The sequence below is a fragment of the Limnohabitans sp. Hippo3 genome, from assembly GCF_003063665.1.
Classification (GTDB): Bacteria; Pseudomonadota; Gammaproteobacteria; order Burkholderiales; family Burkholderiaceae_C; genus Limnohabitans_A.
In genome coordinates this window covers 73,127-98,397 of sequence record NZ_NESF01000012.1, presented here as the reverse complement: position 1 = coordinate 98,397, position 25,271 = coordinate 73,127, and the positions used below count along the sequence as shown (strand labels likewise).

The 25,271-nt window shown below is 63.3% G+C and carries 20 protein-coding genes; 12 read left to right on the top strand and 8 right to left on the bottom strand.

The window, feature by feature from the left end:
• Positions 1 to 9: 9 nt before the first annotated feature.
• The 4 genes from B9Z34_RS12545 to B9Z34_RS12530 form a co-directional block, all read right to left on the bottom strand.
• Entirely contained in the window at positions 10 to 660 is a 651-nt protein-coding gene (locus tag B9Z34_RS12545) for an SPOR domain-containing protein (protein WP_108428474.1), read from the bottom strand.
• A gap of 11 nt (positions 661 to 671) precedes the next feature.
• Positions 672 to 2,345 (bottom strand): arginine--tRNA ligase, encoded by a 1,674-nt coding sequence (argS, locus tag B9Z34_RS12540; protein ID WP_108428458.1) that lies wholly within the window; start codon positions 2,343 to 2,345, stop codon positions 672 to 674.
• A gap of 68 nt (positions 2,346 to 2,413) precedes the next feature.
• Positions 2,414 to 3,340, bottom strand: coding sequence for a LysR family transcriptional regulator (locus tag B9Z34_RS12535; RefSeq protein WP_108428457.1), 927 nt, complete (start codon positions 3,338 to 3,340; stop codon positions 2,414 to 2,416).
• 74 nt (positions 3,341 to 3,414) lie between these two features.
• A complete protein-coding gene (locus B9Z34_RS12530) occupies positions 3,415 to 4,338 on the bottom strand; it encodes a hydroxymethylglutaryl-CoA lyase (RefSeq protein WP_108428456.1) in 924 nt (307 codons plus the stop codon).
• Positions 4,339 to 4,512: 174 nt separating this feature from the next.
• Here B9Z34_RS12530 and B9Z34_RS12525 point away from each other — a divergent pair, with 174 nt between their 5' ends.
• From B9Z34_RS12525 to B9Z34_RS12505, 5 genes are all read left to right on the top strand, one after another.
• Entirely contained in the window at positions 4,513 to 6,744 is a 2,232-nt protein-coding gene (locus B9Z34_RS12525; RefSeq protein ID WP_108428455.1) for a malate synthase G, read from the top strand.
• Between the two features lie 112 nt (positions 6,745 to 6,856).
• Positions 6,857 to 7,090 (top strand): hypothetical protein, encoded by a 234-nt coding sequence (locus B9Z34_RS12520; protein WP_108428454.1) that lies wholly within the window; start codon positions 6,857 to 6,859, stop codon positions 7,088 to 7,090.
• Positions 7,091 to 7,102: 12 nt separating this feature from the next.
• Entirely contained in the window at positions 7,103 to 7,360 is a 258-nt protein-coding gene (locus tag B9Z34_RS12515) for a cysteine-rich CWC family protein (protein WP_108428453.1), read from the top strand.
• Positions 7,357 to 8,874: an MFS transporter gene (locus B9Z34_RS12510; RefSeq protein WP_108428452.1), complete on the top strand. Its 1,518-nt coding sequence runs from the start codon at positions 7,357 to 7,359 to the stop codon at positions 8,872 to 8,874. Before B9Z34_RS12515 ends, B9Z34_RS12510 begins: the two co-directional genes overlap by 4 nt.
• A gap of 3 nt (positions 8,875 to 8,877) precedes the next feature.
• Positions 8,878 to 9,642: a class II glutamine amidotransferase gene (locus B9Z34_RS12505; RefSeq protein WP_108428451.1), complete on the top strand. Its 765-nt coding sequence runs from the start codon at positions 8,878 to 8,880 to the stop codon at positions 9,640 to 9,642.
• A 45-nt stretch (positions 9,643 to 9,687) separates the two neighbouring features.
• Here the strand turns inward: B9Z34_RS12505 and gshB are convergent, their stop codons facing one another.
• Together gshB and B9Z34_RS12495 are read right to left on the bottom strand one after the other, a co-directional pair.
• Complete coding sequence (gene gshB, locus B9Z34_RS12500) at positions 9,688 to 10,629, bottom strand: glutathione synthase (RefSeq protein WP_108428473.1); 942 nt, start codon at positions 10,627 to 10,629, stop codon at positions 9,688 to 9,690.
• Between the two features lie 121 nt (positions 10,630 to 10,750).
• Complete coding sequence (locus tag B9Z34_RS12495; RefSeq protein WP_108428450.1) at positions 10,751 to 12,259, bottom strand: AMP nucleosidase; 1,509 nt, start codon at positions 12,257 to 12,259, stop codon at positions 10,751 to 10,753.
• A 208-nt stretch (positions 12,260 to 12,467) separates the two neighbouring features.
• Here B9Z34_RS12495 and B9Z34_RS12490 point away from each other — a divergent pair, with 208 nt between their 5' ends.
• Entirely contained in the window at positions 12,468 to 13,400 is a 933-nt protein-coding gene (locus B9Z34_RS12490; protein ID WP_108428449.1) for a 3-keto-5-aminohexanoate cleavage protein, read from the top strand.
• Positions 13,401 to 13,403: 3 nt separating this feature from the next.
• Here B9Z34_RS12490 and icmF read toward each other — a convergent pair whose 3' ends face one another.
• On the bottom strand, positions 13,404 to 16,694 hold the full coding sequence (gene icmF, locus B9Z34_RS12485; protein WP_108428448.1) for a fused isobutyryl-CoA mutase/GTPase IcmF: 3,291 nt from the start codon (positions 16,692 to 16,694) through the stop codon (positions 13,404 to 13,406).
• 186 nt (positions 16,695 to 16,880) lie between these two features.
• Between icmF and B9Z34_RS12480 the strand changes: the two genes are divergently transcribed.
• Positions 16,881 to 17,312 carry a rhodanese-like domain-containing protein gene (locus B9Z34_RS12480; protein WP_108428447.1) on the top strand — a complete coding sequence of 144 codons (432 nt, stop codon included), beginning with the start codon at positions 16,881 to 16,883 and terminating at the stop codon, positions 17,310 to 17,312.
• 61 nt (positions 17,313 to 17,373) lie between these two features.
• Positions 17,374 to 18,693, top strand: coding sequence for an acetylornithine deacetylase/succinyl-diaminopimelate desuccinylase family protein (locus tag B9Z34_RS12475; protein ID WP_108428446.1), 1,320 nt, complete (start codon positions 17,374 to 17,376; stop codon positions 18,691 to 18,693).
• A gap of 3 nt (positions 18,694 to 18,696) precedes the next feature.
• Here B9Z34_RS12475 and B9Z34_RS12470 read toward each other — a convergent pair whose 3' ends face one another.
• Positions 18,697 to 20,136 carry an amidase gene (locus B9Z34_RS12470; protein ID WP_369907676.1) on the bottom strand — a complete coding sequence of 480 codons (1,440 nt, stop codon included), beginning with the start codon at positions 20,134 to 20,136 and terminating at the stop codon, positions 18,697 to 18,699.
• 66 nt (positions 20,137 to 20,202) lie between these two features.
• On the opposite strand from B9Z34_RS12470, the gene B9Z34_RS12465 reads away from it, so the two are divergent.
• The 4 genes from B9Z34_RS12465 to B9Z34_RS12450 are packed head-to-tail and all read left to right on the top strand — an operon-like array spanning position 20,203 to position 25,271.
• The gene (locus B9Z34_RS12465; RefSeq protein WP_108428444.1) at positions 20,203 to 21,777 is read left to right on the top strand and encodes an ABC transporter substrate-binding protein; all 1,575 of its coding nucleotides are present in this window, start codon (positions 20,203 to 20,205) and stop codon (positions 21,775 to 21,777) included.
• A gap of 34 nt (positions 21,778 to 21,811) precedes the next feature.
• Positions 21,812 to 22,765: an ABC transporter permease gene (locus B9Z34_RS12460; RefSeq protein ID WP_108428443.1), complete on the top strand. Its 954-nt coding sequence runs from the start codon at positions 21,812 to 21,814 to the stop codon at positions 22,763 to 22,765.
• Positions 22,765 to 23,646, top strand: coding sequence for an ABC transporter permease (locus tag B9Z34_RS12455; RefSeq protein ID WP_108428442.1), 882 nt, complete (start codon positions 22,765 to 22,767; stop codon positions 23,644 to 23,646). Before B9Z34_RS12460 ends, B9Z34_RS12455 begins: the two co-directional genes overlap by 1 nt.
• Positions 23,643 to 25,271, top strand: a complete 1,629-nt coding sequence (locus B9Z34_RS12450; protein ID WP_108428441.1) for an ABC transporter ATP-binding protein — start codon at positions 23,643 to 23,645, stop codon at positions 25,269 to 25,271. The genes B9Z34_RS12455 and B9Z34_RS12450 overlap by 4 nt, the downstream gene beginning before the upstream one ends.

Below are 25,271 nucleotides of genomic sequence, written 5' to 3'. Positions count from 1 at the left end.
GGGGCGGGTTCAGCGCTGAACCCGGACCAGGGTGTTTTCAATGCCGCTGCCTTCCAGGCGGGCGCGGATGCGTTCGGCGGCGGCTTTGTCTGCAAAGGGCCCCAAGCGTACGCGATACACCGTGCGTCCGGCTTGATCCCGCTCAGAAACCTTGGCGTCCAGACCCATTAAGGCCAGCTTGGCTTTTTGGGCGTCGGCATCGCTGCTGGTTCGGTAGGCCCCCACCTGGATCACGTAGTCAAAGGGGTCGGCCGCATTGGCGGGCGTCGCAGGGGTGCTCAAACCGGATTTGGACTTGGCCAAATCGCCCAGCGGATCGGCGGTGACGGCTGGGCGTGGTTCGGCTTTGGGTGCTTCTGCAGCGCTTTTGCCCGTGGTGCCCGAAGCGGATTTGTCGGTGGTCGCGTCAGCCGCAGGTGCACTGGGTGCGGCAGGGGCATCGGCGGGTGGCTTGGGCTGGAACACGCTGTTCGGGTTCCAGTCCTTGTTCTTCTCGGTTTCCTGCACGTCCTGGTCGGTGCTGCGGGTCTGGTTTTTGTTGGAAAACGGCGTGGGCACTTTGGTCACATAAATGGCCACGGCCAAAGCCACGGCGAGACCCAGCACCAGGCCGATGATGAAGCCCAGAAAAGTACCGCCGCGTTGGCTGTGGAGTTGCATGATCCGTCCCATCACATTTTTTGCGGGGCCGACACGCCCAGCACTTTCAGGCCATTGCGCAGCACCTGCGCGGTGGCGGCCACCAGGGCCAGACGCGCTTGTTTGACCGCGTCGTCGTCCACCAGAATGCGTTCGGCGTCGTAGTAGCTGTGGTACAGCGAGGCCAGGTCGCGTAAATAGAAGGTCACGTCGTGCGGCGCGAAGTCGTTGGCCGCAGACGTCAGCATCTCGGGGTACTTGGCCAGGGCCAGCATCAGCGCGTGGGCCTGCGGGCTTTGCAGCGGCGACAGGTCGGCTTTGGCCAAGCTGGCCACATCGCCACCCCAGGCGGCCAACACCGAGCAGATGCGCGCATGCGCGTACTGCACGTAGTACACCGGGTTGTCGTTGTTCTGGGCCAGCGCCAGGTCGATGTCGAAGATGTATTCGGTGTCGGGCTTGCGCGAGAGCAGGAAAAAGCGCACCGCGTCCTTGCTGGTCCACTCGATCAAATCGCGCAGCGTGACGTAGCTGCCTGCACGCTTGGAGATCTTGACCTCTTCGCCGCCGCGCATGACGCGCACCATGGTGTGCAGCACGTAGTCGGGGTAGCCCTCGGGGATGCCCACGCCTGCGGCCTGCAGGCCTGCACGCACACGGGCAATGGTGCCGTGGTGGTCGGTGCCCTGAATGTTCACCACACGGGTGAAGCCGCGCTCCCACTTGGTGATGTGGTAGGCCACATCAGGCACAAAGTAGGTGTAGCTGCCGTCGCCCTTGCGCATGACGCGGTCTTTGTCGTCACCGTAATCGGTGGACTTGAGCCACAAGGCGCCGTCGTGTTCGTAGGTCTTGCCCGCTTCGCGCAGCTTTTGCACGGCCGCATCCACCTTGCCGCTGGTGTAGAGGCTCGACTCCAGGTAATAGTTGTCGAACTGGACGTCAAAGGCCTTGAGGTCCAGGTCTTGCTCGCGCCGCAAATAGGCCACGGCAAACAGGCGCATGCCGTCCAGGTCATTCACATCGCCGCTGCCGGTGAATTCGCGGTCATCCGACTTGACGGTCTTTTTAGCCATGAAGTCGTTGGCGATGTCCTGGATGTAATCGCCGTTGTAAGCGGCCTCGGGCCACTCGGCGTCGCCCGGTTTGAAACCCTTGGCCCGCAGCTGGGTGGAGTTGGCCAGCGTGCTGATCTGCACACCCGCGTCGTTGTAATAGAACTCGCGGTAGACCTGCTGGCCTTGGGTGGCCAACAAATTGCAAATCGCGTCGCCCAAGGCCGCTTGGCGGCCGTGGCCCACATGCAAGGGGCCTGTGGGGTTGGCCGAGACGAACTCGACCAGCACTTTGTTGGGTTGGGCAGGCTGATCGCCAAAGCATTCGGCCGCTTGCAGCACTTCGTGCACCACGGCCTGTTTGGCCGCGTCTTTCAGACGGATGTTGATGAAGCCGGGCCCGGCGATCTCGACGGCGTCGACCCAGCGCTCGAAAGCGGGGGTGGCCAGCAAGGCGCTGCGCAGGGTTTCGGACAACTGCCGGGGGTTTTGCTTGAGGGCTTTGGCCAGCTGCATCGCAGCGGTGCAGGCCAGGTCGCCATGGGCGGCCACTTTGGGCGATTCGAAGGCCGCACGCGCACCCGCGCCGGTTTGGAGTTTTTCAAGCTCGGCGGCCAGGGCCGTGAGCAAATGTTGTTTGGCAGAAAGCATAGGGCGCGATTTTACGGCTTGGGCCCCAAGGCGCTGGGCTTTAGGGCAGGTTGCCGTGGCTTTCGGGCTCAGTGATGGGCCGTTTGCCAGTAACCGGGCTGGGCGTAGTGGTGTTTGAGGTGGTCGATCCACAAGCGCACGCGCAGCGGCAGGTGCTTGCGCTGAGGGAAAACCACAAAAATCCCGTTGGGGGGTGCCGCAAACTCTTCCAGCACCGCCACCAATTGGCCCGAGCGGATTTCGCCCTCCACCTCCCAGGTGCTGCGCCAGGCGATGCCATAACCTGCCAGGCACCAGTCGTGCAGCACTTGACCGTCCGAGCAGTCGAGCGGCCCGCCCGGGCGCAGGTGCACCACGTCCTGGCCACCGTCTGCGGGGTTGCGAAAAGCCCAGCCCCGGGTTTGCGAGGCATCGCTCGACAGGGTCAGGCAGTCGTGCTGCAGCAAATCAGAGGGTTGTTGTGGCGTGCCGCGCCGCGCCAGATAAGCCGGGGTGGCCACGCACAGGCGGCGGTTGTCGGCCATGCGCACACTGACCAGCGAACTGTCGGGCAGGTCGCCTACGCGCACGGCGCAGTCAAAGCCCTCGGCCGCCAGGTCCACCACCCGGTCGCTCAGGTTGAGCGAAATCGTCACATCGGGGTGCAGTTCGCGAAAGCGCGGCACCAGCGGGGCCACATGGCGGCGGCCAAACCCGGCCGGGGCGGTGATGCGCAAATGGCCGCTCGCCTTGACGCCGCCCGCCGACACACTGGCTTCGGCATTGGCCACATCCGAGAGCAGGCGCTGGCAATCTTCCAGAAAAGCGCTGCCTTCGTGGGTCAGGGTGATGCGCCGGGTGGTGCGCACCAGCAGCTTCACGCCCAGGCTTTCCTCTAGCGCATCGAGCCTGCGGCCGATGATGGCCGGAGCCACGCCCTCGGCTCGGGCTGCGGCGGTCAGGCTGCCCTTGGTGGCAACCGAGACAAAAGTTTCGAAGGCTTTGAGCTTGTCCATGCGACCCGATTATGCGGGTTCAAGGTTGCAATGTCGCCGTCGCGATGGGTGATTGATGCGCGAGGATGCTTGTATCAAACCCAGCCCTTGGGCAAGCCCGCCTCGGGCGTCATGCCATACAGCGGCTCGCCGGGCAGCCCGGCTCTCAAAGGCGCGCGTGCGGCCATGAGCCGGTTCAGGTCGATGCCGGTCGACACGCCCATGGCCTCGAACATGAAGACCAGATCTTCCGTCACCACATTGCCCGAAGCACCTGGGGCATAAGGGCAGCCACCCAAACCGCCCAGAGAACTGTCGAAGGTGCGCACGCCCGCCTCGTAAGCGGCCAGGCAATTGGCCAAGCCCAGGCCCCGGGTGTTGTGCATGTGGGCCGCGCCTGTGAGTGGGCCGATTTCCTGAAACATGCGCTTGAACAGCCGGCTCACCTGGGCCGGGTTGCCCATGCCGGTGGTGTCCGACAGGCCGATCTCGTTCACCCCTGCTTGCGCCAGTTGCGCTGCCAGGCGCAGCACATCGTCCTCGGGCACCGCGCCTTGCAGCGTGCAGCCAAAGGCGGTGGACATGCCCACTTCCACCGGCACGCCGGGCGCGATCTCGTCGCGCAGGCGCAAGACGGCCCGCACCTCGTCGACCATGGCTTCGGGCGTCTTGCGCACATTGGCCAGGGAATGCGCGGGGCTGGCCGACACGGGCAGGGTGAGCTTTTGCGCGCCCGCTTGCAGTGCGGCCTGTGCGCCGCGCAGATTGGGCACCAGCGCCATCACACGCACACCCGAGTGGCGCAGGGCATGCTGCACCACCTGCGCGGCATCGGCCATTTGGGGCAAGAGTTGGGCGGGCACAAACGAGGCCACTTCGATCTCGCGCAGGCCTGCGGCTGCGAGCGCGTCGATCCAGCGCAGCTTGTCGGCTGTGGGCATGGTAGCTGTCACCGATTGCAGGCCATCGCGCGGGCCGACTTCGCTGATCAGGACGGCTGGAGGGTCAATGCGGGTCATGACAGGATTAGACAACAGCGGATTTGTGCAGAAAAGTCATGGGTTTATGGCATTTGAACGGGTTTATCTGCATACAAACTTAGAATAAAGTCCTTTCACGTCAGATCGAGGCTCTGTGGTGACCATGCCCTGAGCGACATTCCTTCCGTTTTTCAACATCCTTTCGAGGCTTCCATGACTGCACGCACCGCGATCCACAACCTGCAAGTGGCCAATCCCTTGCTGAGTTTCATCAACGACCAGATGCTGCCCGCCACTGGCGTGGACCAAGACAAGTTCTGGAAGGGCTTCAACGACATCGTGACCGACCTGGCCCCGAAAAACATCGCCCTGCTGGCCGAGCGTGACCGCATCCAGACCGCCATGGACGAATGGCACATCGCCAACCCCGGCCCCGTGCTTGAGGGCAAGGCCATGAAGGCCTACCGCAAATACCTGAGCCAGATCGGCTACCTGGTGCCCGAGCCCAAGAATGCGCAGGCCACCACCGCCAACGTGGACGCCGAGCTGGCCAAGCTGGCCGGTCCGCAGCTGGTCGTGCCGATTTTGAACGCCCGTTACGCCCTGAACGCCGCCAACGCCCGTTGGGGCAGCTTGTACGACGCGCTGTACGGCACCGACGCGATCAGCGAAGCCGATGGCTGCGAAAAAGGCTCGGGCTACAACCCCAAGCGTGGCGCCAAAGTCATCGACTACTGCCGCCATGTGCTCGACCGCACGGCACCACTGAAGACCGGCTCGCACGTGGGCAGCAAGGGCTATGCCGTCAAGGCAGGCAAGTTGGTGGTGACCCTGGCCAATGGCAAGAGCACGACCCTGGCAGACGCCAAGCAGTTCGTGGGCTACACCGGTAATGCCAAGGCCCCCGCCTCGGTGCTGTTCGTGCACAACGGCCTGCACCTGGACCTGCAGATCAACAAGAACACCCCCATCGGCAAGACCGACCCGGCTGGCGTGTCCGACCTGATCGCTGAAAGCGCCTTGTCCACCATCCTGGATCTGGAAGACTCGGTGGCCGCGGTGGACGCCGAAGACAAAGTGCTGGCCTACAGCAACTGGCTGGGCATTTTGCAAGGCACCTTGAGCGAAGAAGTGCAAAAGGGCGGCAAGACCTTCACCCGCACCATGAACGGTGACCGCGAGTACACCAAACCCACAGGCAAGGGCACGGTCAAATTGCACGGCCGCTCGCTCATGTTTGTGCGCAACGTCGGTCACCTGATGACCAACCCCGCCATCCTCTACAAAGCCGCCGATGGCAGCATGAAAGAGATCCCCGAGGGCATCATGGACGCGATGATCACCGTGACCTGCGCCCTGGTGGACTTGCAGAAAAAGTCTTCGCACCCGCTGCGCAACAGCCGCACCGGCAGCGTCTACATCGTCAAGCCCAAGATGCACGGCCCGGCCGAAGTGGCCTTTGCCGACGAGCTGTTTGGCCGTGTCGAAAAAGTCATCGGCATGAAGCCCTCCACCGTCAAGCTGGGCATCATGGACGAAGAGCGCCGTACCAGCGCCAACCTCAAGGCCTGCATCGCCGCAGCCAAGAGCCGCGTGGCCTTCATCAACACCGGCTTCCTGGACCGCACGGGCGACGAGATGCACACCTGCATGCTGGCTGGCCCCGTCATGCGCAAGGGCGACATCAAGAACAGCACTTGGCTGGCGGCCTACGAGAAGAACAACGTCAACGTGGGCCTGGCCTGCGGCCTGCGTGGTCGCGCCCAGATCGGCAAAGGCATGTGGGCCATGCCCGACCTGATGGCCGACATGCTTAAGGCCAAGATTGGTCACCCCATGGCCGGTGCCAACACCGCCTGGGTGCCCAGCCCCACCGCCGCCACGCTGCACGCCATGCACTACCACCAGGTGGATGTGCCTGCCCTGCAAAAGCAGATGGAAAAGGCGGTGGCCAAGCAAGACCCGAAACAACTGCGCGAAGACACGCTCAACGCCTTGCTGCAGTTCCCTGTGGTCGCCAAAGACGCCGCCAACTGGTCTGAGGAAGACAAGCAAAAAGAACTCGACAATAACGCCCAGGGCATCCTGGGTTATGTGGTGCGCTGGGTCGACCAGGGCGTGGGCTGCTCCAAGGTGCCTGACATCAACGGTGTGGGCCTGATGGAAGACCGCGCCACGCTGCGCATTTCCAGCCAGCATATGGCCAACTGGCTGCACCACGGCGTGGTCACCGAAAAGCAGGTCAAGCAAACCATGGAGCGCATGGCCGCTGTGGTGGACGCGCAAAACGCGGGCGACGGGGCTTACCAGCCCATGGCCGGCAACTTCGCCAAGTCGGCCGCTTACAAAGCTGCTTGCGACCTGGTCTTCAAAGGCAAGGCGCAACCTAGCGGTTACACCGAGCCCCTGCTGCACGCCTGGCGCCTGAAGGTCAAGGCGGCCTGATTTCGGGCAGGTCTGGTACTTGAAAAAACGGCTCCTTCGGGAGCCGTTTTGCTGTGGGTCATGCGTTGCTGCACCGGTCATCCCTGAAAATAGGGGTTTTCAGGAGGGCGCAATGCGCTGGATTGACCGGATTCCGAAGTGGTGGCTGGTGGCCATTGCCGTTTATTTGGCGGGTGCCCCTTTTGTGCCCGAGCCGCACCTGGTGGAAAAGTGGCGCATGCTCACCGAGGGCAGTTTGAGCAAGCCCATCGACATCTTTGATTTTTTCCTGCACAACGCGCCCATGGTGGTGCTGGCCATTCGCCTGTGGCGTGACGCGCAGCGTCGCCGCGAGGGCAACAACTGAGATTTCACCGCCATGCCGCAGTCTGCCCTTGACCCATGCCGCTGCCCTTTGTGCGGGCAGTCCAATGCCTGCGCCATGGCCGCGCCCAACACCGGAGCCGCAGCGCCCGGGCCGTGCTGGTGCACGCGCGTTGAGTTCAGTGCCGATTTGCTGAAACAAGTCCCTGAAGCGGCCCGCAACAAAGCCTGCATTTGCGCGGCCTGTGTCGCGGCGTCTACGCCGCCATCACAAGGCCAAAACCAAGGCCAAAACCAAGGCGAGGGCGCATGAGCCTGGCCCAAGGCCCCCACAGCCTGCAGGCGCTGAAAGCGCGCTACGGCGAGCGCCACCGTTGGCTTTTGTTGATGTCGGTCATGCTGGGTTCCATGGCGGCGGTGATGTCGTCGACCATCATGAACGTGGCCATTCCCGACATGAGCCAGCACTTCACCCTGGGTCAAAGCCGCGTGCAGTGGGTCACCTCGGGTTTCATGGTGGCGATGACGGTGTCCATGCTGACCACGCCCTGGTTGTTGTCGCGCTATGGCTACCGCCGGGTGTACGAGGTGTGCATGTGGCTGCTGCTGGGCGGCGGCGTGGTGGGCGGCTTCGCCAACGATTTCCCGCTGGTCATGGCCGCCCGCGTGGCCGAGGGCCTGGCCGCAGGCGTGGTGCAGCCCATTCCCGCGATCATCATCTTGCGCGCCTTTGCGCCCGAAGAGCAGGGCCGTGCCAGCGGGCTGTTTGGCATGGGTGTGGTGCTGGCCCCGGCCATTGGCCCCAGCATCGGCGGTGTGCTGGTCGATGTGTTCGGCTGGCGTTCGATCTTTTTCATGGTGGTGCCGCTGGCCATGGTGGCGCTGTGGCTGTCGCGCCGTTATGTGCCCACCACGGCCCCGGGCGGCGTGCAGGCCGATGCGGGCAGCCCGGGCCTGGACTGGATCGGGCTGGCGCTGGCCAGCGCTTCCACCTTGATGCTGCTCAACGGTCTGGTGCAGTTGCGCGGCGATGACGACACGGTGGCGGTGGTGCTGCTGGCGCTGGCGGGTGTGGGCATGGCGGTGTTTGTGGCTTGGCAACGCCATTTGCTGCAGCCGGGTCGGCGCGCCCGTCGCCACGCAAGCCGCAGCGCTTCGAGGCAGCCTACGCGGGGGCCGCTCATGAACCTGCGTGTGTTTGGCCACCGCAATTTCGCCATGGGGTCGCTGGTGTCTTTCACCTACGGCATCGCGCTGTTTGGCTCCACTTATTTGTTGCCGGTCTACATGCAGATGGGGCTGGGCCTGTCGCCGTCCTACATTGGCGCGGCTTTGTTGCCAGCGGGTATTTTGCTGGCCGTGACCATCGCGGTGGTGGGGCGTTTGTCCAATCGGTTCCCGCCCGCCTATTGGGTGAGCTGGGGTCTGGCCATGCTGGCGCTGTCGTTTGCGCTCATGCCGCTGGTGCACCCTGCGGCAGGCCTGGCCTTGCTCTGGATTTTGGTGATTCTGGGGCGCATTGGTCTGGGCTTCATCCTGCCTTCGCTCAATCTGGGCGCTTTGCGGGGCTTGCCCAAGGACCTGATCCCGCAGGCGTCCAGCGTGATCGGTTTTGTGCGCATGTTGGGCGGCGCGGCGGGCGTGAGCATTTGCGCCATCGTGCTGGAGTGGCGCCTGGCCGCCCAGGCTGCATCGTCACCGTTGAGCCGTGGCGTGGGTTTGCGGGCGTTCAACGAAACTTTTGTGTTTTTGGCCGTGATCACGGCGCTGGCCCTCCTGGCGGCCTGGAAAATGGGCGACGCGGGTGCTGCGCCCCACAAGGAGTGAACCATGTGCCAACTGCTCGGCATGAACTGCAACACCCCCACCGATGTGACCTTCAGCTTCAGTGGCTTTGCCCAGCGCGGCGGCCTCACCGACCACCATGGCGATGGCTGGGGCATCGCCTTTTTTGAGGGGCTGGGTGTGCGCCACTTTGTGGACCACCAAAGCGCCAGCACATCGCCGATTGCCGATCTGATTCGGCGTTACCCGATCCAGAGCCAGAACGTCATCGCCCACATCCGCAAGGCCACGCAAGGCGTGGTGAGTCTGGAGAACTGCCACCCTTTTGTGCGCGAGCTGTGGGGCCGCTACTGGGTGTTTGCGCACAACGGCAATCTGGTGGACTACGCACCGCGCCTGCACGGCAGCTTCAAGCCCGTGGGGCAGACCGACAGCGAGCGGGCGTTTTGCTGGCTGATGCAAGAGTTGGCCAAGTCACACGCCAGTGTGCCGAGCGTTCAGGAAATGTCGCTGACCTTGCGCGAGCTGGTGCCGCAGATCGCCCGCTTTGGCACCTTCAACTTCTTGTTGTCCAACGGGCAGGCGCTGTGGGCGCATGCCAGCACGCATTTGCATTACGTGCTGCGCAGACACCCCTTCAACCGTGCGACCTTGAGCGACGAAGACTTGAGCGTGAACTTTGCCGAGCACACCCGCGAGACCGACCGGGTGGCGGTGGTGGTGACCGCGCCTTTGACCACCGACGAGGCCTGGGTGGCCTTTGAGCCAGGGCGCTTGTACACCTTTGAGGACGGCGATCTGAAAGGCTAGGTCGGACCCTCAGGTTCGACAGTCGGTTTGAGCGGGGCTCGGCGCTCAGAGCGCCGCTTCCACCGCGTCCCAAAACAGCGCTGCCACGTCGCAGTCCATCTGGTCGGTGATTTCCTGAAAGCAGGTGGGGCTGGTCACGTTGATCTCGGTGAGGCTCTCGCCAATGATGTCCAGACCCACCAGCATCAGGCCGCGCGCCATCAGGATCGGGCCCAGCGTTTCGGCAATTTCGCGGTCACGCGCCGAAATCGGTTGTGCCACGCCTTTGCCACCTGCGGCCAGGTTGCCGCGCACTTCACCGCCTTGCGGAATGCGCGCCAGACAAAACGGCACGGGCTTGCCGCCGATCAAGAGCACACGCTTGTCGCCTTGCGCGATGCCGGGTAAAAACTTTTGCACCATCACGGTCTGCGCACCGTCCCGGTTCAGGGTTTCGATGATCGCGCCCAGGTTCAGACCGTCGGCACCCACCTTGAAGATGCCCGTGCCCCCCATGCCGTCCAGCGGCTTCAGGATGATGGTGCCGTGCTCGGCGTGGAAAGCTCGGATGTCGGCTTCGCTGCGGGTGACCAGCGTGGGTGCGATGAACTGCGGAAACTCCAGAATGGACAGTTTCTCGGGGTGGTTGCGCAGGGCTGCCGGGCTGTTGAACACCTTGGCGCCTTCGCGCTCGGCCTGGCTCAGCAGGTGGGTGGCGTAAAAGTATTCGCTGTCAAACGGCGGGTCGGTGCGCATGATGACGGCGTCAAAGTCTTTCAAGTTGGCGCGGCGCGTGCCGGTTTGGGTGAACCAGGTGTCTGCTTGCCCGGTGAGCGTGATGTCGCGCACTTGGGCAGACACGGCTTCGCCTTGTTGCCAGCGCACATCGGTCATCTGGCAGGCCACGACCTGGTGGCCGCGTTTTTGCGCTTCGCGCATCATCGAAAACGTGGTGTCCTTGTAAATCTTGAAGGACTCGAGGGGGTCGGCAATGAAAAGGATGTGCATGAGGTTCATTCTAGAAGGGTATCGTTTCTCAGGTCGGTGGCTTTAGCCCCGACATGATGGATCGCGAACGCCTGTCGGGGCTAAAGCCACCGACCTACGGGGGGCACATGGTTGACGGCAGTTACTGGAACGCCACTTCGGCAAAGCTGCGCAGTTTGCGGCTGTGCAGTTGCGCAGGGCCTGCGTCGCGCAGCAGCGTCACGGCGCGGATGCCGATTTGCAGGTGCTGGTTGACCCGCTCACGGTAAAAGTGGTTGGCCATGCCGGGCAGCTTGATCTCGCCGTGCAGCGGCTTGTCGCTCACGCACAACAAAGTGCCATAGGGCACCCGGAAGCGAAAACCGTTGGCTGCAATCGTGGCGCTTTCCATGTCGAGTGCCACGGCGCGGCTTTGGCTGAAGCGCCGCTGCGGCGTACTGGCCACGTTGTGGGTGGGCAGCAGCTCCCAGTTGCGGTTGTCGGTGCTGGCCACGGTGCCGGTGCGCATCAGGCGTTTGAGCTCGGGGCCTTGGCTGCCGGTGACTTCGGACACAGCACGCTCGAGCGCCACCTGCACTTCGGCCAGCGCCGGGATCGGCACCCACAGCGGCAGCTCTTCATCGAGTACATGGTCTTCGCGCACATAGGCGTGGGCCAGCACGTAGTCGCCCAGTTGCTGGGTGGTGCGCAGGCCCGCGCAGTGGCCCAGCATCAGCCAAGCGTGTGGGCGCAGCACGGCGATGTGATCGGTGATGGTTTTGGCGTTGGCGGGCCCGACGCCGATGTTGACCATGGTGATGCCGCTGTGGCCCTCGCGCACCAGGTGGTAGCCGGGCATTTGCGGCAGGCGAGGTGGCATCTGGCCCAGGGCGTCCACGTCTTCGGGGGGCAGGCCCACGCGGCGGGTGACCATGTTGCCGGGTTCGACAAAGGCGATGTATTCGCTGTCAGGTTTGCGCATTTCGGCCCGGCCCAGCGCGATGAACTCGTCGATGTAGAACTGGTAGTTGGTGAACAGCACATAGTTCTGAAACCAGTGCGGCGAGGTGCCGGTGTAGTGGCGCAGGCGCTGCAGTGAATAGTCGATGCGCGGCGCGGTGAACAGCGACAGCGGCCGGGCCTCGGAGGGTGCCGGCTCGTGCGTGCCATTGGCAATGCCGTCGTCCATGGCGTTCAGGTCCGGCAGGTCAAACACCTCGCGCATCAGGGCCTGACGCTCGGGGCTCAGGCTGCCTTCCATGTGCGCGTCTTCGGCCAAGGAAAAGTGGATGGGGATGGGCTGGTTGCTGGTGCCCACCTGCAAGCTCACGCCGTGGTTTTGCAGCAGCAAACTCAGTTGCTGGCGGATGTAGAAGGCAAACAGGTCGGGCCGGGTGAGCGTGGTCTCAAACCGGCCAGGCTCGGCCACAAAGCCGTAGCTCAGGCGGCTGTTCAACCCCTCTGGTTTGCGGTTGGCACTGCTGATCTGCACCCGCACAAAGGGGTAAAAAGCCCGCACCCGGGTGTCCGTCATGTCCGCACCCGCCACAAACTCGCGCATGGCCTGGCGCAGGTGGTTCACGCTGTGCTGGTAAATGTGCTGGATTTGCGCCAAGGCGCTGTCGGCATCGTGGTGCTCGGAGGGGGCGATGAATGGCGGCAGGTGCTGCATGGGGGTTCCTGGACAGGTTCTTCGAGTTTAGTGGCTCGGTGACGCTTGATTTTGATGCAGGACCATGACCGGTGTGTGGCACCACCCTTTGGCTGCGCCCTTCGGTGCGCAGTGTTGCCTTGGTGACCCCAAGAGCCCGACAGGTCGGGCATGCTGTCGCGCAACCCTGGTCAGCCCATGCTGGCCAGCCACTATCAGGAGACGGTTCATGAGCCAAGCACGCAAAGTCATCATCACCTGCGCCCCCACCGGGGCCATCCACACGCCCAGCATGTCGCCGCATTTGCCGGTCACTGCTGAGGAAATTGCCGACGCGGCCATTGCCGCCGCCGAGGCGGGCGCAGCGATCTTGCACCTGCACGCCCGCGATCCGAAAGACGGCCGCCCCACACAAGACCCGGCGTTTTTTGTGCCCTTCTTGAAAAAGATCAAGGCCCACACCAATGCCGTGATCAACCTGACCACAGGGGGTAGCCCCCACATGACGGTGCATGAGCGCATGCAGCCGGCCCTGACTTTCAAGCCCGAGGTGGCGTCGCTCAACATGGGGTCGATGAATTTCGGCTTGTTCCCCATGCTGGACCGGTTCAAGACGTTTGAGCACGAGTGGGAACGCGAGCACCTGGAAAAAAGCCGTGATCTGGTGTTCAAGAACACTTACAAGGACATCGAAACCATCTTGCGCTTGGGCACCGAAAACGGCACCCGTTTTGAATTCGAGTGCTACGACATCAGCCACCTGTACAACCTGGCGCACTTCCGTGACCGGGGCTTGGTGAAGGGGCCTTTGTTTGTGCAATCGGTGTTCGGCATTTTGGGCGGCATCGGCCCGCACCCCGAAGACCTGATGCACATGCGCCGCACGGCCGACCGCTTGTTTGGCAACGATTACCAGTGGTCGATTTTGGGGGCAGGCAAAGGCCAGATTCCGCTGGCCAGCATCGGTGCGGCCATGGGCTCGAACGTGCGCGTGGGCCTGGAGGACTCGCTGTGGATTGGCCCAGGGAAATTGGCCGAGTCCAGTGCTCAGCAGGTCCAGCGCATCCGCACCGTGCTCGAAGCCCTGAACCTGGAGATCGCCACGCCCGACGAGGCCCGCAGCATGCTGGCACTCAAGGGCGGGGATCAGGTGAACTTCTGAGGTTCACATATTGCGACGGTACTGACCACCCACCTCGAACAGCGCGTTGGTGATCTGGCCGAGCGAGCAGACCCGCACCGCGTCCATCAGCACCTCGAACACATTGCCGTTGTCGATCACGGCTTGCTGCAAGCGCTTGAGCATGGCAGGGGCCTTGTCGGCGTGGCGGGTGTGGAAGTCTTGCAGGCGCTTGAGTTGTGACTGCTTTTCTTCTTCGGTCGAGCGGGCCAGCTCCAGGCTCTCCAGCACTTCGTCGCCCTTGGGGTTGCGGAAGGTGTTGACGCCGATGATGGGCAGCTCGCCCGTGTGCTTGAGCATCTCGTAGTGCATGGACTCGTCTTGGATCTTGCCGCGCTGGTAGCCGGTTTCCATCGCGCCCAGCACACCGCCGCGCTCGGCGATCTTTTCAAACTCGGCCAGCACCGCTTCTTCGACCAGCTCGGTGAGTTCGTCGATGATGAAGGCGCCTTGGTTCGGGTTCTCGTTCTTGGCCAGGCCCCATTCGCGGTTGATGATGAGCTGGATCGCCATGGCGCGGCGCACCGAGTCTTCGGTGGGCGTGGTGATGGCCTCGTCAAACGCGTTGGTGTGCAGGCTGTTGCAGTTGTCGTAGATCGCGATCAGCGCCTGCAGCGTGGTGCGGATGTCGTTGAACTGGATCTCCTGCGCGTGCAGTGAGCGGCCCGAAGTCTGGATGTGGTACTTGAGCTTTTGGCTGCGTTCGTTCGCACCGTATTTTTCTTTCATGGCCACAGCCCAGATGCGGCGTGCCACGCGGCCCAGCACCGTGTATTCCGGGTCCATGCCGTTGCTGAAGAAGAAGCTCAGGTTCGGCGCAAAGTCGTCGATGTGCATGCCACGCGCCAGGTACGCTTCCACGAAGGTGAAACCGTTACTCAGCGTGAAGGCCAGCTGGCTGATCGGGTTGGCCCCGGCTTCGGCGATGTGGTAGCCACTGATCGAAACGCTGTAAAAGTTGCGCACGTCGTGGTGCACAAAGTACTGAGCGATGTCGCCCATCACTTTGAGCGAGAACTCGGTCGAGAAGATGCAGGTGTTCTGGCCCTGGTCTTCTTTCAGGATGTCGGCCTGCACGGTACCGCGCACATTGGCCAGCACCCATTCCTTGATCTTGGCGGTCTCGGTTTCGGTCGGCTCGCGGCCGTTGTCGGCTTTGAACTTGTCGATGTTCTGGTCGATGGCCGTGTTCATGAACATGGCCAGGATCGAGGGCGCAGGGCCGTTGATGGTCATCGACACAGACGTTGTCGGGTTGCACAGGTCAAAGCCCGAGTACAGCACCTTCATGTCGTCGAGCGTGGCCACGTTCACGCCCGAGTTGCCGATCTTGCCGTAGATGTCCGGGCGCAGGTCCGGGTCGTTGCCGTACAGCGTGACCGAGTCGAAGGCGGTGGACAGGCGCTTGGCGGGCATGCCTTCGCTCACCAGCTTGAAGCGGCGGTTGGTGCGGAAGGGGTCGCCTTCGCCCGCGAACATGCGGGTTGGGTCTTCGCCCTCTCGCTTGAAGGCAAAGGTGCCCGAGGTATAGGGGTAGCTGCCGGGCACGTTGTCCAGCATCAGCCACTTGAGCACTTCGCCATCGTCTTCGTATTTGGGCAGCGCGACCTTGCGGATCGTGGTGCCGCTCAGCGATTTGGTGGTCAGCGCGGTGCGGATTTCCTTGTCGCGGATCTTCACCACATACTCATCGCCCGCGTAGGCTTTTTGCATGTCGGGCCACTGGGCCAGCAGTTTGCGGGCGGTGGGGTCCTGGGTCTGTTCGCGCTGCACGGCCAGGTCAATAGCGGCTTCGGCAGCCTTGGCGCGACCGGATTTGCCCACTTCGAGCATGCGGGCGGCTGCGCGCAGTTGCTGGATCTCGCGGGCCAGGCGGGCCTGGTCAATGGCGCGTTTCTTGTAGCCGCGTACGGTGTCGCTGATCTCGGCCAGATAGCGGGTGCGGGAAGACGGCACCACCGGGTTTTGGTGGGTGCTGTAGCGCACATTCACCACGGGCAGGCGGCCTTCGGTGGTCTTCATGCCCAGTTCGGCCAAGCGGGATTTCAGCGCTTGGTACAAAGCAGTCACGCCATCGTCGTTGAAGCGGGCGGCCATGGTGCCAAACACCGGCATTTGCTCGGTCGGCACGGTCCAGGCTTCCTTGTTGCGCTGCACCTGCTTGGCCACATCGCGCAGGGCGTCACTCGCGCCTTTGCGGTCGAACTTGTTGATGGCCACAAACTCGGCAAAGTCCAGCATGTCGATTTTTTCGAGCTGGCTGGCGGCGCCAAACTCGGGCGTCATCACGTACATGGGCACATCGACATGCGGCACGATGGCGGCATCGCCTTGGCCAATGCCCGAGGTCTCCACCACGATCAGGTCAAAACCCGCCACCTTGCAGGCCGCCACCACATCGGGCAGGGCGGCCGAAATTTCAGAGCCAAAGTCACGCGTGGCCAGCGAGCGCATGAAGACGCGCGAACCGTTGGACCATGGCGAAATGGCGTTCATGCGGATGCGGTCACCCAGCAGCGCACCACCGCTCTTGCGGCGCGAGGGGTCGATGGAGATCACGGCCACGCGCAGCGCGTCGTCCTGGTCCAGGCGCAGGCGGCGGATCAGCTCGTCGGTGAGCGACGACTTGCCCGCACCGCCCGTGCCGGTGATGCCCAACACGGGCACTTTTTTGCTGGCGGCCTGCTCGCGCACGGCTTTCACCACGCCCGCATCGGCTTTGTCGTTCTCCAAAGCGGTGATCAGCTGTGCCAGGGCACGCCAGTTCATCTCGCCGTGGCCCTGAATGGCGTCCACGGTTTTGGGGGCCAGCGGGCTCACGTCCTGGTCGCAGCGCATGACCATCTCGCCGATCATCCCGGCCAGGCCCATTTTTTGGCCGTCTTCGGGGCTGAAAATGCGCACGCCTTTCTCGGCCAGGGCGCGGATCTCGGCAGGCACGATCACGCCGCCGCCGCCGCCAAACACCTTGATGTGCTCGCCGCCCCGGGCCTTGAGCAAATCGACCATGTAGCTGAAGTATTCGTTGTGCCCGCCCTGGTAAGAGCTGATGGCGATGCCCTGGGCGTCTTCCTGCAGCGCGGCGGTCACCACTTCGTCGACCGAGCGGTTGTGGCCCAGGTGGATGACTTCGGCGCCCATGCTTTGCAGGATGCGGCGCATGATGTTGATGGCGGCGTCGTGGCCGTCAAACAGGCTGGCGGCGGTGACAAAACGCACCTTGTTTGTGGGGCGGTACTCGGCCAGGGCTTTGAATTCGGCGGACAGGTCGGTCATGGGGGTCTCCGTTGGCGGGCGATCTGGATGGCTTTGACGTTGACGTAAACGTCAACCAAAACCCGCATCTTAGCCGCTGCAGCCTGTCCTGTCACTGACAGTGGGGCCGGGCCGTGCCTAAATGCAAAAAGCTATGATTCAGACCCGATTTCCCATTCCTGCTTCCCAGCCCACAGGAGCCTTGACATGAGCACACAACCCACCCCTATCCCCAATGTACAAGCTGCCAACGGATATGCCGGCGACATTTCGCCGGAGTTGGCCTGGGCCTGGGTCCAGTCGGGCGAGGCGGTGATGGTCGATGTGCGCACCGACGCCGAGCGCGCCTGGGTGGGCTTTGTGCCCGGCGCCCATGCCCTGGCCTGGAAGCAGTGGCCCGGCATGGCGATGAACCCCGGTTTTGACGCGGGTGTGCAGGCATTGGGCGCGGGTGGTAAAAAGCTGGTGTTGTTGTGCCGCAGCGGTGTGCGATCGATCGCCGCCGCCCAGCGCGCCACCGAACTGGGCCTGCAGGCCTACAACATCCTCGAAGGCTTTGAGGGCGACCCCGACGAGCAAGCGCACCGGGGTCAAAAGGGCGGCTGGCGGTTTCGCGGCCTGCCTTGGCAGCAAAGCTGAAGACGGGCCCCTGTACCCTGCGTGACTTCGTCCCCCAGTTGGCGGGCGATAGACTGAAGCCATGAATTCTTCTGTTCAAAAGCTGCTCGAGCGCATCGAGGCCAAGCGGGACGAGGTCACGGCCCTCACGCAAGAGTTGGTGCGCATCCCCACCATCAACCCGCCGGGTGATGCTTACGAGGCGTGTGCCCATTTCATCGGCGAACGTCTGGCCAAAAAAGGCTTTGCGGTCGAGTACGTGCGGGCCATTGGCGCACCCGGTGACAGCGACAGCCACCCGCGCACCAATGTGGTGGCGCGTTGGCAAGGGCAGGCCCCGGGCGAGTGCGTGCACTTCAACAGCCACATCGATGTGGTTGAGGCGGGTTCGGGCTGGACTTACGAGCCTTTCGGTGGCCAGGTGGCCCATGGGCGTGTGTACGGCCGGGGCACCTGTGACATGAAGGGCGGCCTGGCGTCCAGCATCATCGCCTGCGAAGCCCTGATCGAGTCGGGCTTGCCGATTCCGGGCGCTCTGGAAATCAGCGGCACGGTGGACGAAGAGTCTGGCGGTTTTGCGGGTGTGGGCTATCTGGCCGAGCGCGGTTACTTCAGCAAACCCCGTGTGCACCATGTGATCATCCCCGAGCCTTTAGGCGTGGACCGCATTTGCTTGGGGCACCGGGGCGTGTGGTGGGGCGAGGTGGAAACCCGGGGGCGCATCGCGCACGGCTCCATGCCGTTTTTGGGGGACAGCGCCATCAACCACATGAGCGCCTTCATCCATTTGCTGGAGACGCAGCTGCAGCCGCGCCTGCAAGGCCGCAAAACGGCCGAGCCCGTGGAGCCACCCGGCGCACGCGTGAGCACGCTCAACATCAACAGCATCCACGGCGGCCAGGTGGAGCAGGTTTATGCCAACGACGAGCGCGGCTGGCCCACGGCGCAAACGCCCGCGCCAGTGGTGGCCCATAGCTGCCGCACGGTGCTGGACCGCCGTTTCATCGCCGAAGAAAACCTCGAAGCCGTCAAGCAGGAAATCATCGACATGCTCGACGAGCTCAAGCGCACCCGGCCGGGTTTTGACTACGGCATCCGCGACATCATGAGTTTTGTGCCCACCGCCACGCCCAAAGATGCGCCCGTGGTGGATGCCACGGCGCGGGCCATTGCCCGGGTGCTGGGGCGAGCCCCGAGCTACATCGCCAGCCCTGGCACCTACGACCAAAAGCACATCGTGCGCACGGGCAAGTTGCAAGACTGCATCGCTTATGGCCCGGGCATTCTGGATTTGGCGCACCAGCCCGATGAGTACGTGGGCATCCAGGAGCTGGTCGATTCCGCCAAGATCATGGCGCTGGCGTCTCTGGACCTCACGGGCTGGACGCGCATGGCAGCTTGATTTTCAAACGCCCGGCGGCTTCTGGCTGATCATGTCCAGATTCGCCATCTCGTAGGCGTGTGCCAATTTCAAGAGCGCCAGATCCCCTTGCGGCTTGCCGATCAAAGCCAGACCCATAGGCAAGCCGTTCTCGCCAAAACCGGCAGGCACGCTGATCGAGGGCAGGCCTGCAAAGGTGGCGTAAATCACCACCTCCATCCAGCGGTGGTAGGTGTCCATGCTGCGACCTGCCACGCTCTGCGGCCAGCGCGCATGCACATCAAACGGCCAGACCTGCGCCACCGGAATGGCCAGCACATCGAACTTTTCAAACAAAGCCAGCATGTTTTGGTAAAAGCGTGTCCGGCTGGCACTGGCGGACATCAGCTGGGCGCCCGTCAAGGTGAGGGACTGGTCATGCTCCCACAGTGCCTCGGGCTTGATGTGGGCACGGTTGGCCGGGTTGACCAGGAAAGGCGCCACACGCGGCCCCACCAAGGCCTGACGCCAGACCAGCCAGGCTTGCCAGATCTGCTCAGGTGGCATGCCCAGTCGGGCTTCATCCACGCGGCAGCCCATGCCGGAAAAACTTTTCAGCGCCGATTCGCACAGCGCCACAATGCCTTCTTCCATGGGCAGGTAGCCCTGCAAATCGCCCAGCCAGCCGATGCGTTGGCCTTGCGGGTCGCTGTCCAGCGCGCCTGCGAACAGGGCTGGGTCATCGCTCAGGCTCAAGGGGCAGGATGGGGCCGAACCGGCTTGCGTGGACAGCAACATGGCCACATCGCGCACATGGCGACCCATGGGGCCTTCGGTGCCCAATTGGGCAATGAACACGTCCTGCGCAGGCCACATGGGCACGCGGCCTTGAGAGGGGCGCATGCCAAACACATGGTTCCAGCCCGCCGGATTGCGCAGGCTGCCCATGAAGTCCGAGCCATCGGCCACGCTCAGCATGCGCTGGGCCAGCGCCACGCCCGCGCCGCCGCTGCTGCCGCCTGCCGACTTGCTCGGGTCCCAGGCGTTTCGTGTGGCACCAAACACTTCGTTGAAGGTGTGCGAGCCCAAACCCAACTCAGGTGTGTTGGTCTTCCCGATGACGATGGCGCCTGCCGCTTTCATGCGCTGCGCTATCAGGCCGTCTTCGCTGGCCACAAAGTCTTTCATCAAGGGGCTGCCCAAGGTGGTGCGCAGACCTTGCACATTGGCCAAATCCTTGATGGCTTGCGGTATGCCGTGCAGCCAGCCCATCGACTCTCCACGGGCCAGTTGCGCATCGCGCGCATCGGCTTGAGCCAGCAGGGCGTCACTGTCCACACGGCTCACGATGGCGTTGCTTTGTGGGTTGAGGCGGTCGACCTGCGACAGGGTCGCTTGCATCACCTCACGGCAAGAAACTTGTCTGCTGTGTACCGCACGGGACAAGTCAAGTGCACCCCATTGGGTAATGTCCTGATAAGAAATGGTCATGTTTCGTTTTATAGTGTTTCGGACCGTTGTTCAATGTCCCCGTCTTGACTGGAGTAACCCATGAAACGTCGTTCCCTTTTTGCAGTGGCCACATTGGCGGCCGCCTTGTTGACCCCTTTCGTGGCCCAAGCCCAGGGCAAGACCCTGCGCGTGGTGCCGCATTCCAACGTGACCATCCTCGACCCCATCTGGTCCACCGCCTTTGTCACGCGCAACCACGGCTACATGATCTACGACACCTTGTTCGGCACCGATCTGGCCGGCAAGCCCAAGCCCCAGATGGTGGACAAGTGGAACGTCAGCAAGGACAACCTGACCTGGACTTTCACGCTGCGTGACGGTTTGGAGTTTCACGACGGCAAGGCGGTGACCAGTGAAGACGTGGTCGCTTCCATCAAGCGCTGGACCAGCCGCGACAGCTTTGGCGGTGTGCTGGCCAAGAGCGTGGACAGCTACGCCACGCCCGACGCCAAGACCTTTGTCATCAAGCTCAAGCAGCCTTTTGGCGTGATGCTCGAAGCGCTGGGCAAGCCCTCGTCCAATGTGCTCTTCATCATGCCCGCACGCATTGCCGCCACGCCCGGCAGCGAGCAAATCAAGGAACACATCGGCTCGGGCCCCTACAAGTTTGTGCCTGCTGAATACAAGCCCGGCGAGCGCCTGGTCTATGTCAAAAATGACAAATACAAGCCCCGCAGCGAAGCGCCTGATGGCACGACCGGCGGCAAGCAGGTGCATGTGGACCGCGTGGAGTGGGTCATCATCCGCGACCCACAAACCCAGTTCAATGCCTTGGTGGCGGGTGAGGTCGACATCGTCGAGCAGCCCACTTTTGAGCAATACGCCTCCCTGAAGGCCCAAAAAGACATCCAGATCGTGGACGCCCAGCCCGCAGGTCTGCAGTTCATCCTGCGCTTTAACCACCTGCATGCACCTTTCAATAACGTGAAGATCCGTCAGGCCGCCATGGTGGCGCTGGGGCAGGAAGCGCACCTCAAAACACAGGTCGGTGCACCGGGCATGTACACCTTCTGCAAGAGCATGTATCCCTGCGGCACACCGTTTGCCAGCGACAAGACCGGCATCTACACCGGCATGGCCGATCCCAAGAAAGCGGCTCAAATGCTCAAGGATGCCGGCTACGACGGCACGCCCGTGGTGCTGATGCGTCCGACTGATCTGGCCGCCATTGCCAAGCTGCCCCTGGTGGCCAAGCAACAACTTGAAGCTGCGGGCTTCAAGGTCGACATGCAGCAAATGGACTGGGCCACCCTGGTGGCACGCCGCGCCAAGAAAGACGCACCCGCACAGGGCGGCTGGAACGCGTTCATGACCGCCTGGACAGCGGGCGACATCCTGAACCCGCTGACCATGGCCATGATGAACGCGGCCGGTGACAAGGGCTGGTTCGGCTGGCAAGACGACAAGCAGATCGAAGACCTGAAGGTCAAGTTCGCCCAGTCGACCACCGACGCACAAAAGAAAGCGATCGCCGAGCAGATCCAGTTGCGCGCCATGGAAACCGCCACCCACGTGCCGCTGGGCCAGTACTTCAACCCTGCTGCCCTGCGCAAGAACATCTCGGGCCTGGTGCCCGGTGGTGCGCAGGTGTACTGGAACATCAAGAAGAACTGACCGTCTTCTCGCACCCTGGAACAGCTGAAGTTTTATGCTGAAATTCCTGCTGCAGCGCCTGCTGGCGCTGATCCCCGTGTTGTTCACGGTGGCGGTCATCGTGTTCCTGATCCTTCGGCTCACGCCGGGGGACCCGGCCGCTGTGATCGCGGGCAACAACGCCACCAACGAAGACATTGACCGCATTCGCGAACAGCTGGGCCTGACCAAGCCGCTGTTCGCGCAATTCGGCATCTGGTTGATGGGGGTGCTGCAGGGTGACTTGGGTTACTCCTTCTACTTGGGCAAACCGGTGACCGAGCTGATTGCCCAGCGCATCGAGCCCACGCTGTCCCTGGCGGCAGGCACCATGGTGCTGGCCGTCCTGGTGGCGGTGCCGCTGGGCACGCTGGCCGCCTGGCGCATGGGCGGTTGGCTGGACCGTTTGTTGTCAGGCTTTGCGGTAGCGGGGTTTTCGGTGCCGGTGTTCGTGATCGGTTACGTGCTGATCTACATCTTTGCCATCCAGTTGCAGTGGCTACCCGTGCAGGGTTACCGCCGCTTGTTTGGCGAGTTTTCGCAAGGTGTGGGCGCCTGGGCTTACCAGCTGGTTCTGCCTTGGCTGTCGTTGGCCACCATTTATGTGGCGTTGATCGCACGGGTCACCCGCGCCAGCGTGTCCGAGGCGCTGACCGAGGACTACATCCGCACCGCCCGCGCCAAAGGCGTGACCGAGCAGGTGGTGTTGCTGCGCCATGCGCTGGCCAATGCCGCGGTGCCCATCGTCACGGTGATCGGCATTGGCATCGCGCTCTTGATTGGTGGTGTGGTGGTGACCGAGACGGTTTATGCCATTCCCGGTTTGGGCTCGCTCACGGTGGACGCGGTGCTCAACCGCGACTTTCCGGTCATCCAGGGTGTGGTGCTGTTTTTCAGCGTGCTGTACGTGTTGATCAACCTGTTGGTGGACCTGAGCTACCTGTGGCTGGACCCCCGGATTCGTTACTGATGAACACCCTCTTCCGAAAACTTCTGGCGCACACCACCGTCCGTTTGGGCTTGGGGGTGCTGGGTCTTTTGATCCTGATCGCCTTGACTGCCCCCTGGCTGGGCACGGTGGACCCGGCGGCCATGGACTCGGCCAACATCAACACCCAGGCTGGCGTGGTGGGGCAGTTTGGCTTGCTGGACGGCACCAGTGTGGCCCACACCTTCTGGATGGGCAGTGACAACTTTGGCCGTGACATCTACAGCCGTGTGCTCTATGGCACCCGTGTGTCCTTGCTGGTGGGCCTGTTCACCGCCGTGGTGGCGCTGCTGGTGGGCGGTGCTTTGGGCATGCTGGCGGGGTACTTCCGTGCCCTCGACATGGTGCTGATGCGCTTTATGGACGGTTTGATGGCCATCCCCGCCATCTTGCTGGCGATTGCGCTGGTGGCGGCACTGGGTGCGCAGCTGTGGACCGTGGTGGTGGCGATCGCCATCCCCGAGATCCCGCGCGTCACGCGCCTGGTGCGCTCGCTCGTGCTGACCTTGCGCGAGGAACCTTTTGTGGAGGCCGCCAAGGCCCTGGCCACACCCACGCCGGTCATTTTGTTGCGCCACATCCTGCCCAACGCGATGGCGCCGCTGATCGTGCAGGGCACCTTCATCGCGGCGAGTGCCGTGCTGACCGAAGCCATCTTGAGCTTCCTGGGCCTGGGCCTGCCGGCCGACATCCCGACCTGGGGCAACATCATGGCTGAGGGGCGGGTGCAGTTCACCCAGTACCCGGGCAATGTGCTGTTCCCCGCGCTGTTTCTGGTGCCCACGGTGCTGGCCATCAACCTGCTGGGAGATGGCCTGCGCGATGTGCTGGACCCCAAATTCGCGAAACGGAGCGGCGCATGACGCACACCGCTTCTGAAGCTGTCCTGTCGATTCGTGGCCTCTCGGTCGCTTTGCCTGCCGGTGGTGACCGGGCGCATGCCATTACCGAAGTGTCGCTGGACATCCTGCCGGGCCAGACCCTGTGCGTGGTCGGCGAGTCCGGCTCGGGCAAGTCGGTCATGGCCACCACCGTGATGGGCTTGCTGCCCAAAGAGCTGCAGCCCGTGGCGGGTGACATCGTCCTGCAAGGTGAGTCCTTGCTGCAGGCGTCCAAGTTGCGGCTGCGCCAGTTGCGTGGCAAAGCCATGGGCATGGTGTTCCAGGAGCCCATGACGGCCTTGAACCCGGTCATGAGCTGCGGTGACCAGGTCGACGAGTTGCTGTCCACCCACACCGATTGGCCCGCCGAGCAGCGCCGTGCTGAAATTTTGCGGGTGTTCGAGCGGGTCAAGCTGCCCGACCCGGCGCGCATGCTGCGCAGCTACCCGCACCAACTCAGCGGTGGGCAGCGTCAGCGCATTGTGATCGCAATGGCCGTGATCTTGAAGCCTGCGCTTTTGATTTGCGACGAGCCGACCACCGCGCTCGATGTGACCACGCAAAAAGAGATTTTGCGATTGATCGCCGACTTGCAGCGCGAGCAGGGCAGTGCGGTGCTGTTCATCACCCACGACATGGGCGTGGTGGCCGAAATCGCCGACCAGGTGCTGGTGATGAACCAGGGTCAGGCGGTGGAGAGCGGCGACTGCGAACAGGTGCTGCGCCGTCCCCGCGCCGACTACACGCGCCAGCTGCTGGCCGCCGTGCCGGGCATGACGCCGCCGCCCGCCAAGCCCGAGCCCCAAGGCCCTGCGCTGCTGTCGGGTCAGAGCGTGGGCAAGACCTACATCAGCCACGACTGGCTGGGCCGCAGCCGCCCCACAGCCGCCCTCATGGATGCCGCCGTTGCCGTGCGTGCCGGTGAAACAGTGGGCATCGTGGGCGAGTCGGGTTCGGGTAAGTCGACTTTTGCGCGTTGCCTGATCCGCCTGATCGACCCCACCGAAGGCCAAATTTTGTGGGGTGCCGAAAACGTAGCCCGCATGCCCGAGGGCCAGTTGCGGCCACTGCGCCACCGTGTGCAGGTGGTCTTTCAGGACCCGAACCGCTCGCTGAACCCGCGCCGCACCGTGGGCCAGTCCATGGTCGAAGGCGCGATGAACTTTGGCCAGTCGCGTGAACAGGCCGAAGCCTTGGCGGTCGAATTGATGGCGCAGGTGCGTTTGCCGGTGGAGGCCCTGAAGCGCTACCCCAGCCAGTTCAGCGGCGGTCAGCGTCAACGCCTGGCGATTGCCCGTGCGCTGGCCTGTCGCCCGCAGGTGCTGGTGGCAGACGAGGCCGTGAGCGCGCTCGATGTGAGTGTGCAGGCCCAGATCCTGAACCTGCTGCGCGAAGCGCAGTCGCGCCTGGGCCTGGGGCTGCTGTTCATCACGCACGACCTGCGCGTGGCCGCCCAGCTGTGCGACCGCGTGATCGTGATGCACCAAGGCCGCATCGTGGAGCAAGGCCGCACCACCGACCTGTACGCCAACCCGAAGCAAGACTACACACGGCGGCTTTTGGAGGCCGCTCCTGCGGCCTTGCCGCCGACCGAACACCCTGATTGA

Bases quoted from the DNA above. Each gene is read 5' to 3' on its own strand.
- B9Z34_RS12545 (WP_108428474.1), bottom strand. From the start codon at position 660: ATGCAACTCCACAGCCAACGCGGCGGTACTTTTCTGGGCTTCATCATC.
- argS (WP_108428458.1), bottom strand. From the start codon at position 2,345: ATGCTTTCTGCCAAACAACATTTGCTCACGGCCCTGGCCGCCGAGCTT.
- B9Z34_RS12535 (WP_108428457.1), bottom strand. From the start codon at position 3,340: ATGGACAAGCTCAAAGCCTTCGAAACTTTTGTCTCGGTTGCCACCAAG.
- B9Z34_RS12530 (WP_108428456.1), bottom strand. From the start codon at position 4,338: ATGACCCGCATTGACCCTCCAGCCGTCCTGATCAGCGAAGTCGGCCCG.
- B9Z34_RS12525 (WP_108428455.1), top strand. From the start codon at position 4,513: ATGACTGCACGCACCGCGATCCACAACCTGCAAGTGGCCAATCCCTTG.
- B9Z34_RS12520 (WP_108428454.1), top strand. From the start codon at position 6,857: ATGCGCTGGATTGACCGGATTCCGAAGTGGTGGCTGGTGGCCATTGCC.
- B9Z34_RS12515 (WP_108428453.1), top strand. From the start codon at position 7,103: ATGCCGCAGTCTGCCCTTGACCCATGCCGCTGCCCTTTGTGCGGGCAG.
- B9Z34_RS12510 (WP_108428452.1), top strand. From the start codon at position 7,357: ATGAGCCTGGCCCAAGGCCCCCACAGCCTGCAGGCGCTGAAAGCGCGC.
- B9Z34_RS12505 (WP_108428451.1), top strand. From the start codon at position 8,878: ATGTGCCAACTGCTCGGCATGAACTGCAACACCCCCACCGATGTGACC.
- gshB (WP_108428473.1), bottom strand. From the start codon at position 10,629: ATGCACATCCTTTTCATTGCCGACCCCCTCGAGTCCTTCAAGATTTAC.
- B9Z34_RS12495 (WP_108428450.1), bottom strand. From the start codon at position 12,259: ATGCAGCACCTGCCGCCATTCATCGCCCCCTCCGAGCACCACGATGCC.
- B9Z34_RS12490 (WP_108428449.1), top strand. From the start codon at position 12,468: ATGAGCCAAGCACGCAAAGTCATCATCACCTGCGCCCCCACCGGGGCC.
- icmF (WP_108428448.1), bottom strand. From the start codon at position 16,694: ATGACCGACCTGTCCGCCGAATTCAAAGCCCTGGCCGAGTACCGCCCC.
- B9Z34_RS12480 (WP_108428447.1), top strand. From the start codon at position 16,881: ATGAGCACACAACCCACCCCTATCCCCAATGTACAAGCTGCCAACGGA.
- B9Z34_RS12475 (WP_108428446.1), top strand. From the start codon at position 17,374: ATGAATTCTTCTGTTCAAAAGCTGCTCGAGCGCATCGAGGCCAAGCGG.
- B9Z34_RS12465 (WP_108428444.1), top strand. From the start codon at position 20,203: ATGAAACGTCGTTCCCTTTTTGCAGTGGCCACATTGGCGGCCGCCTTG.
- B9Z34_RS12460 (WP_108428443.1), top strand. From the start codon at position 21,812: ATGCTGAAATTCCTGCTGCAGCGCCTGCTGGCGCTGATCCCCGTGTTG.
- B9Z34_RS12455 (WP_108428442.1), top strand. From the start codon at position 22,765: ATGAACACCCTCTTCCGAAAACTTCTGGCGCACACCACCGTCCGTTTG.
- B9Z34_RS12450 (WP_108428441.1), top strand. From the start codon at position 23,643: ATGACGCACACCGCTTCTGAAGCTGTCCTGTCGATTCGTGGCCTCTCG.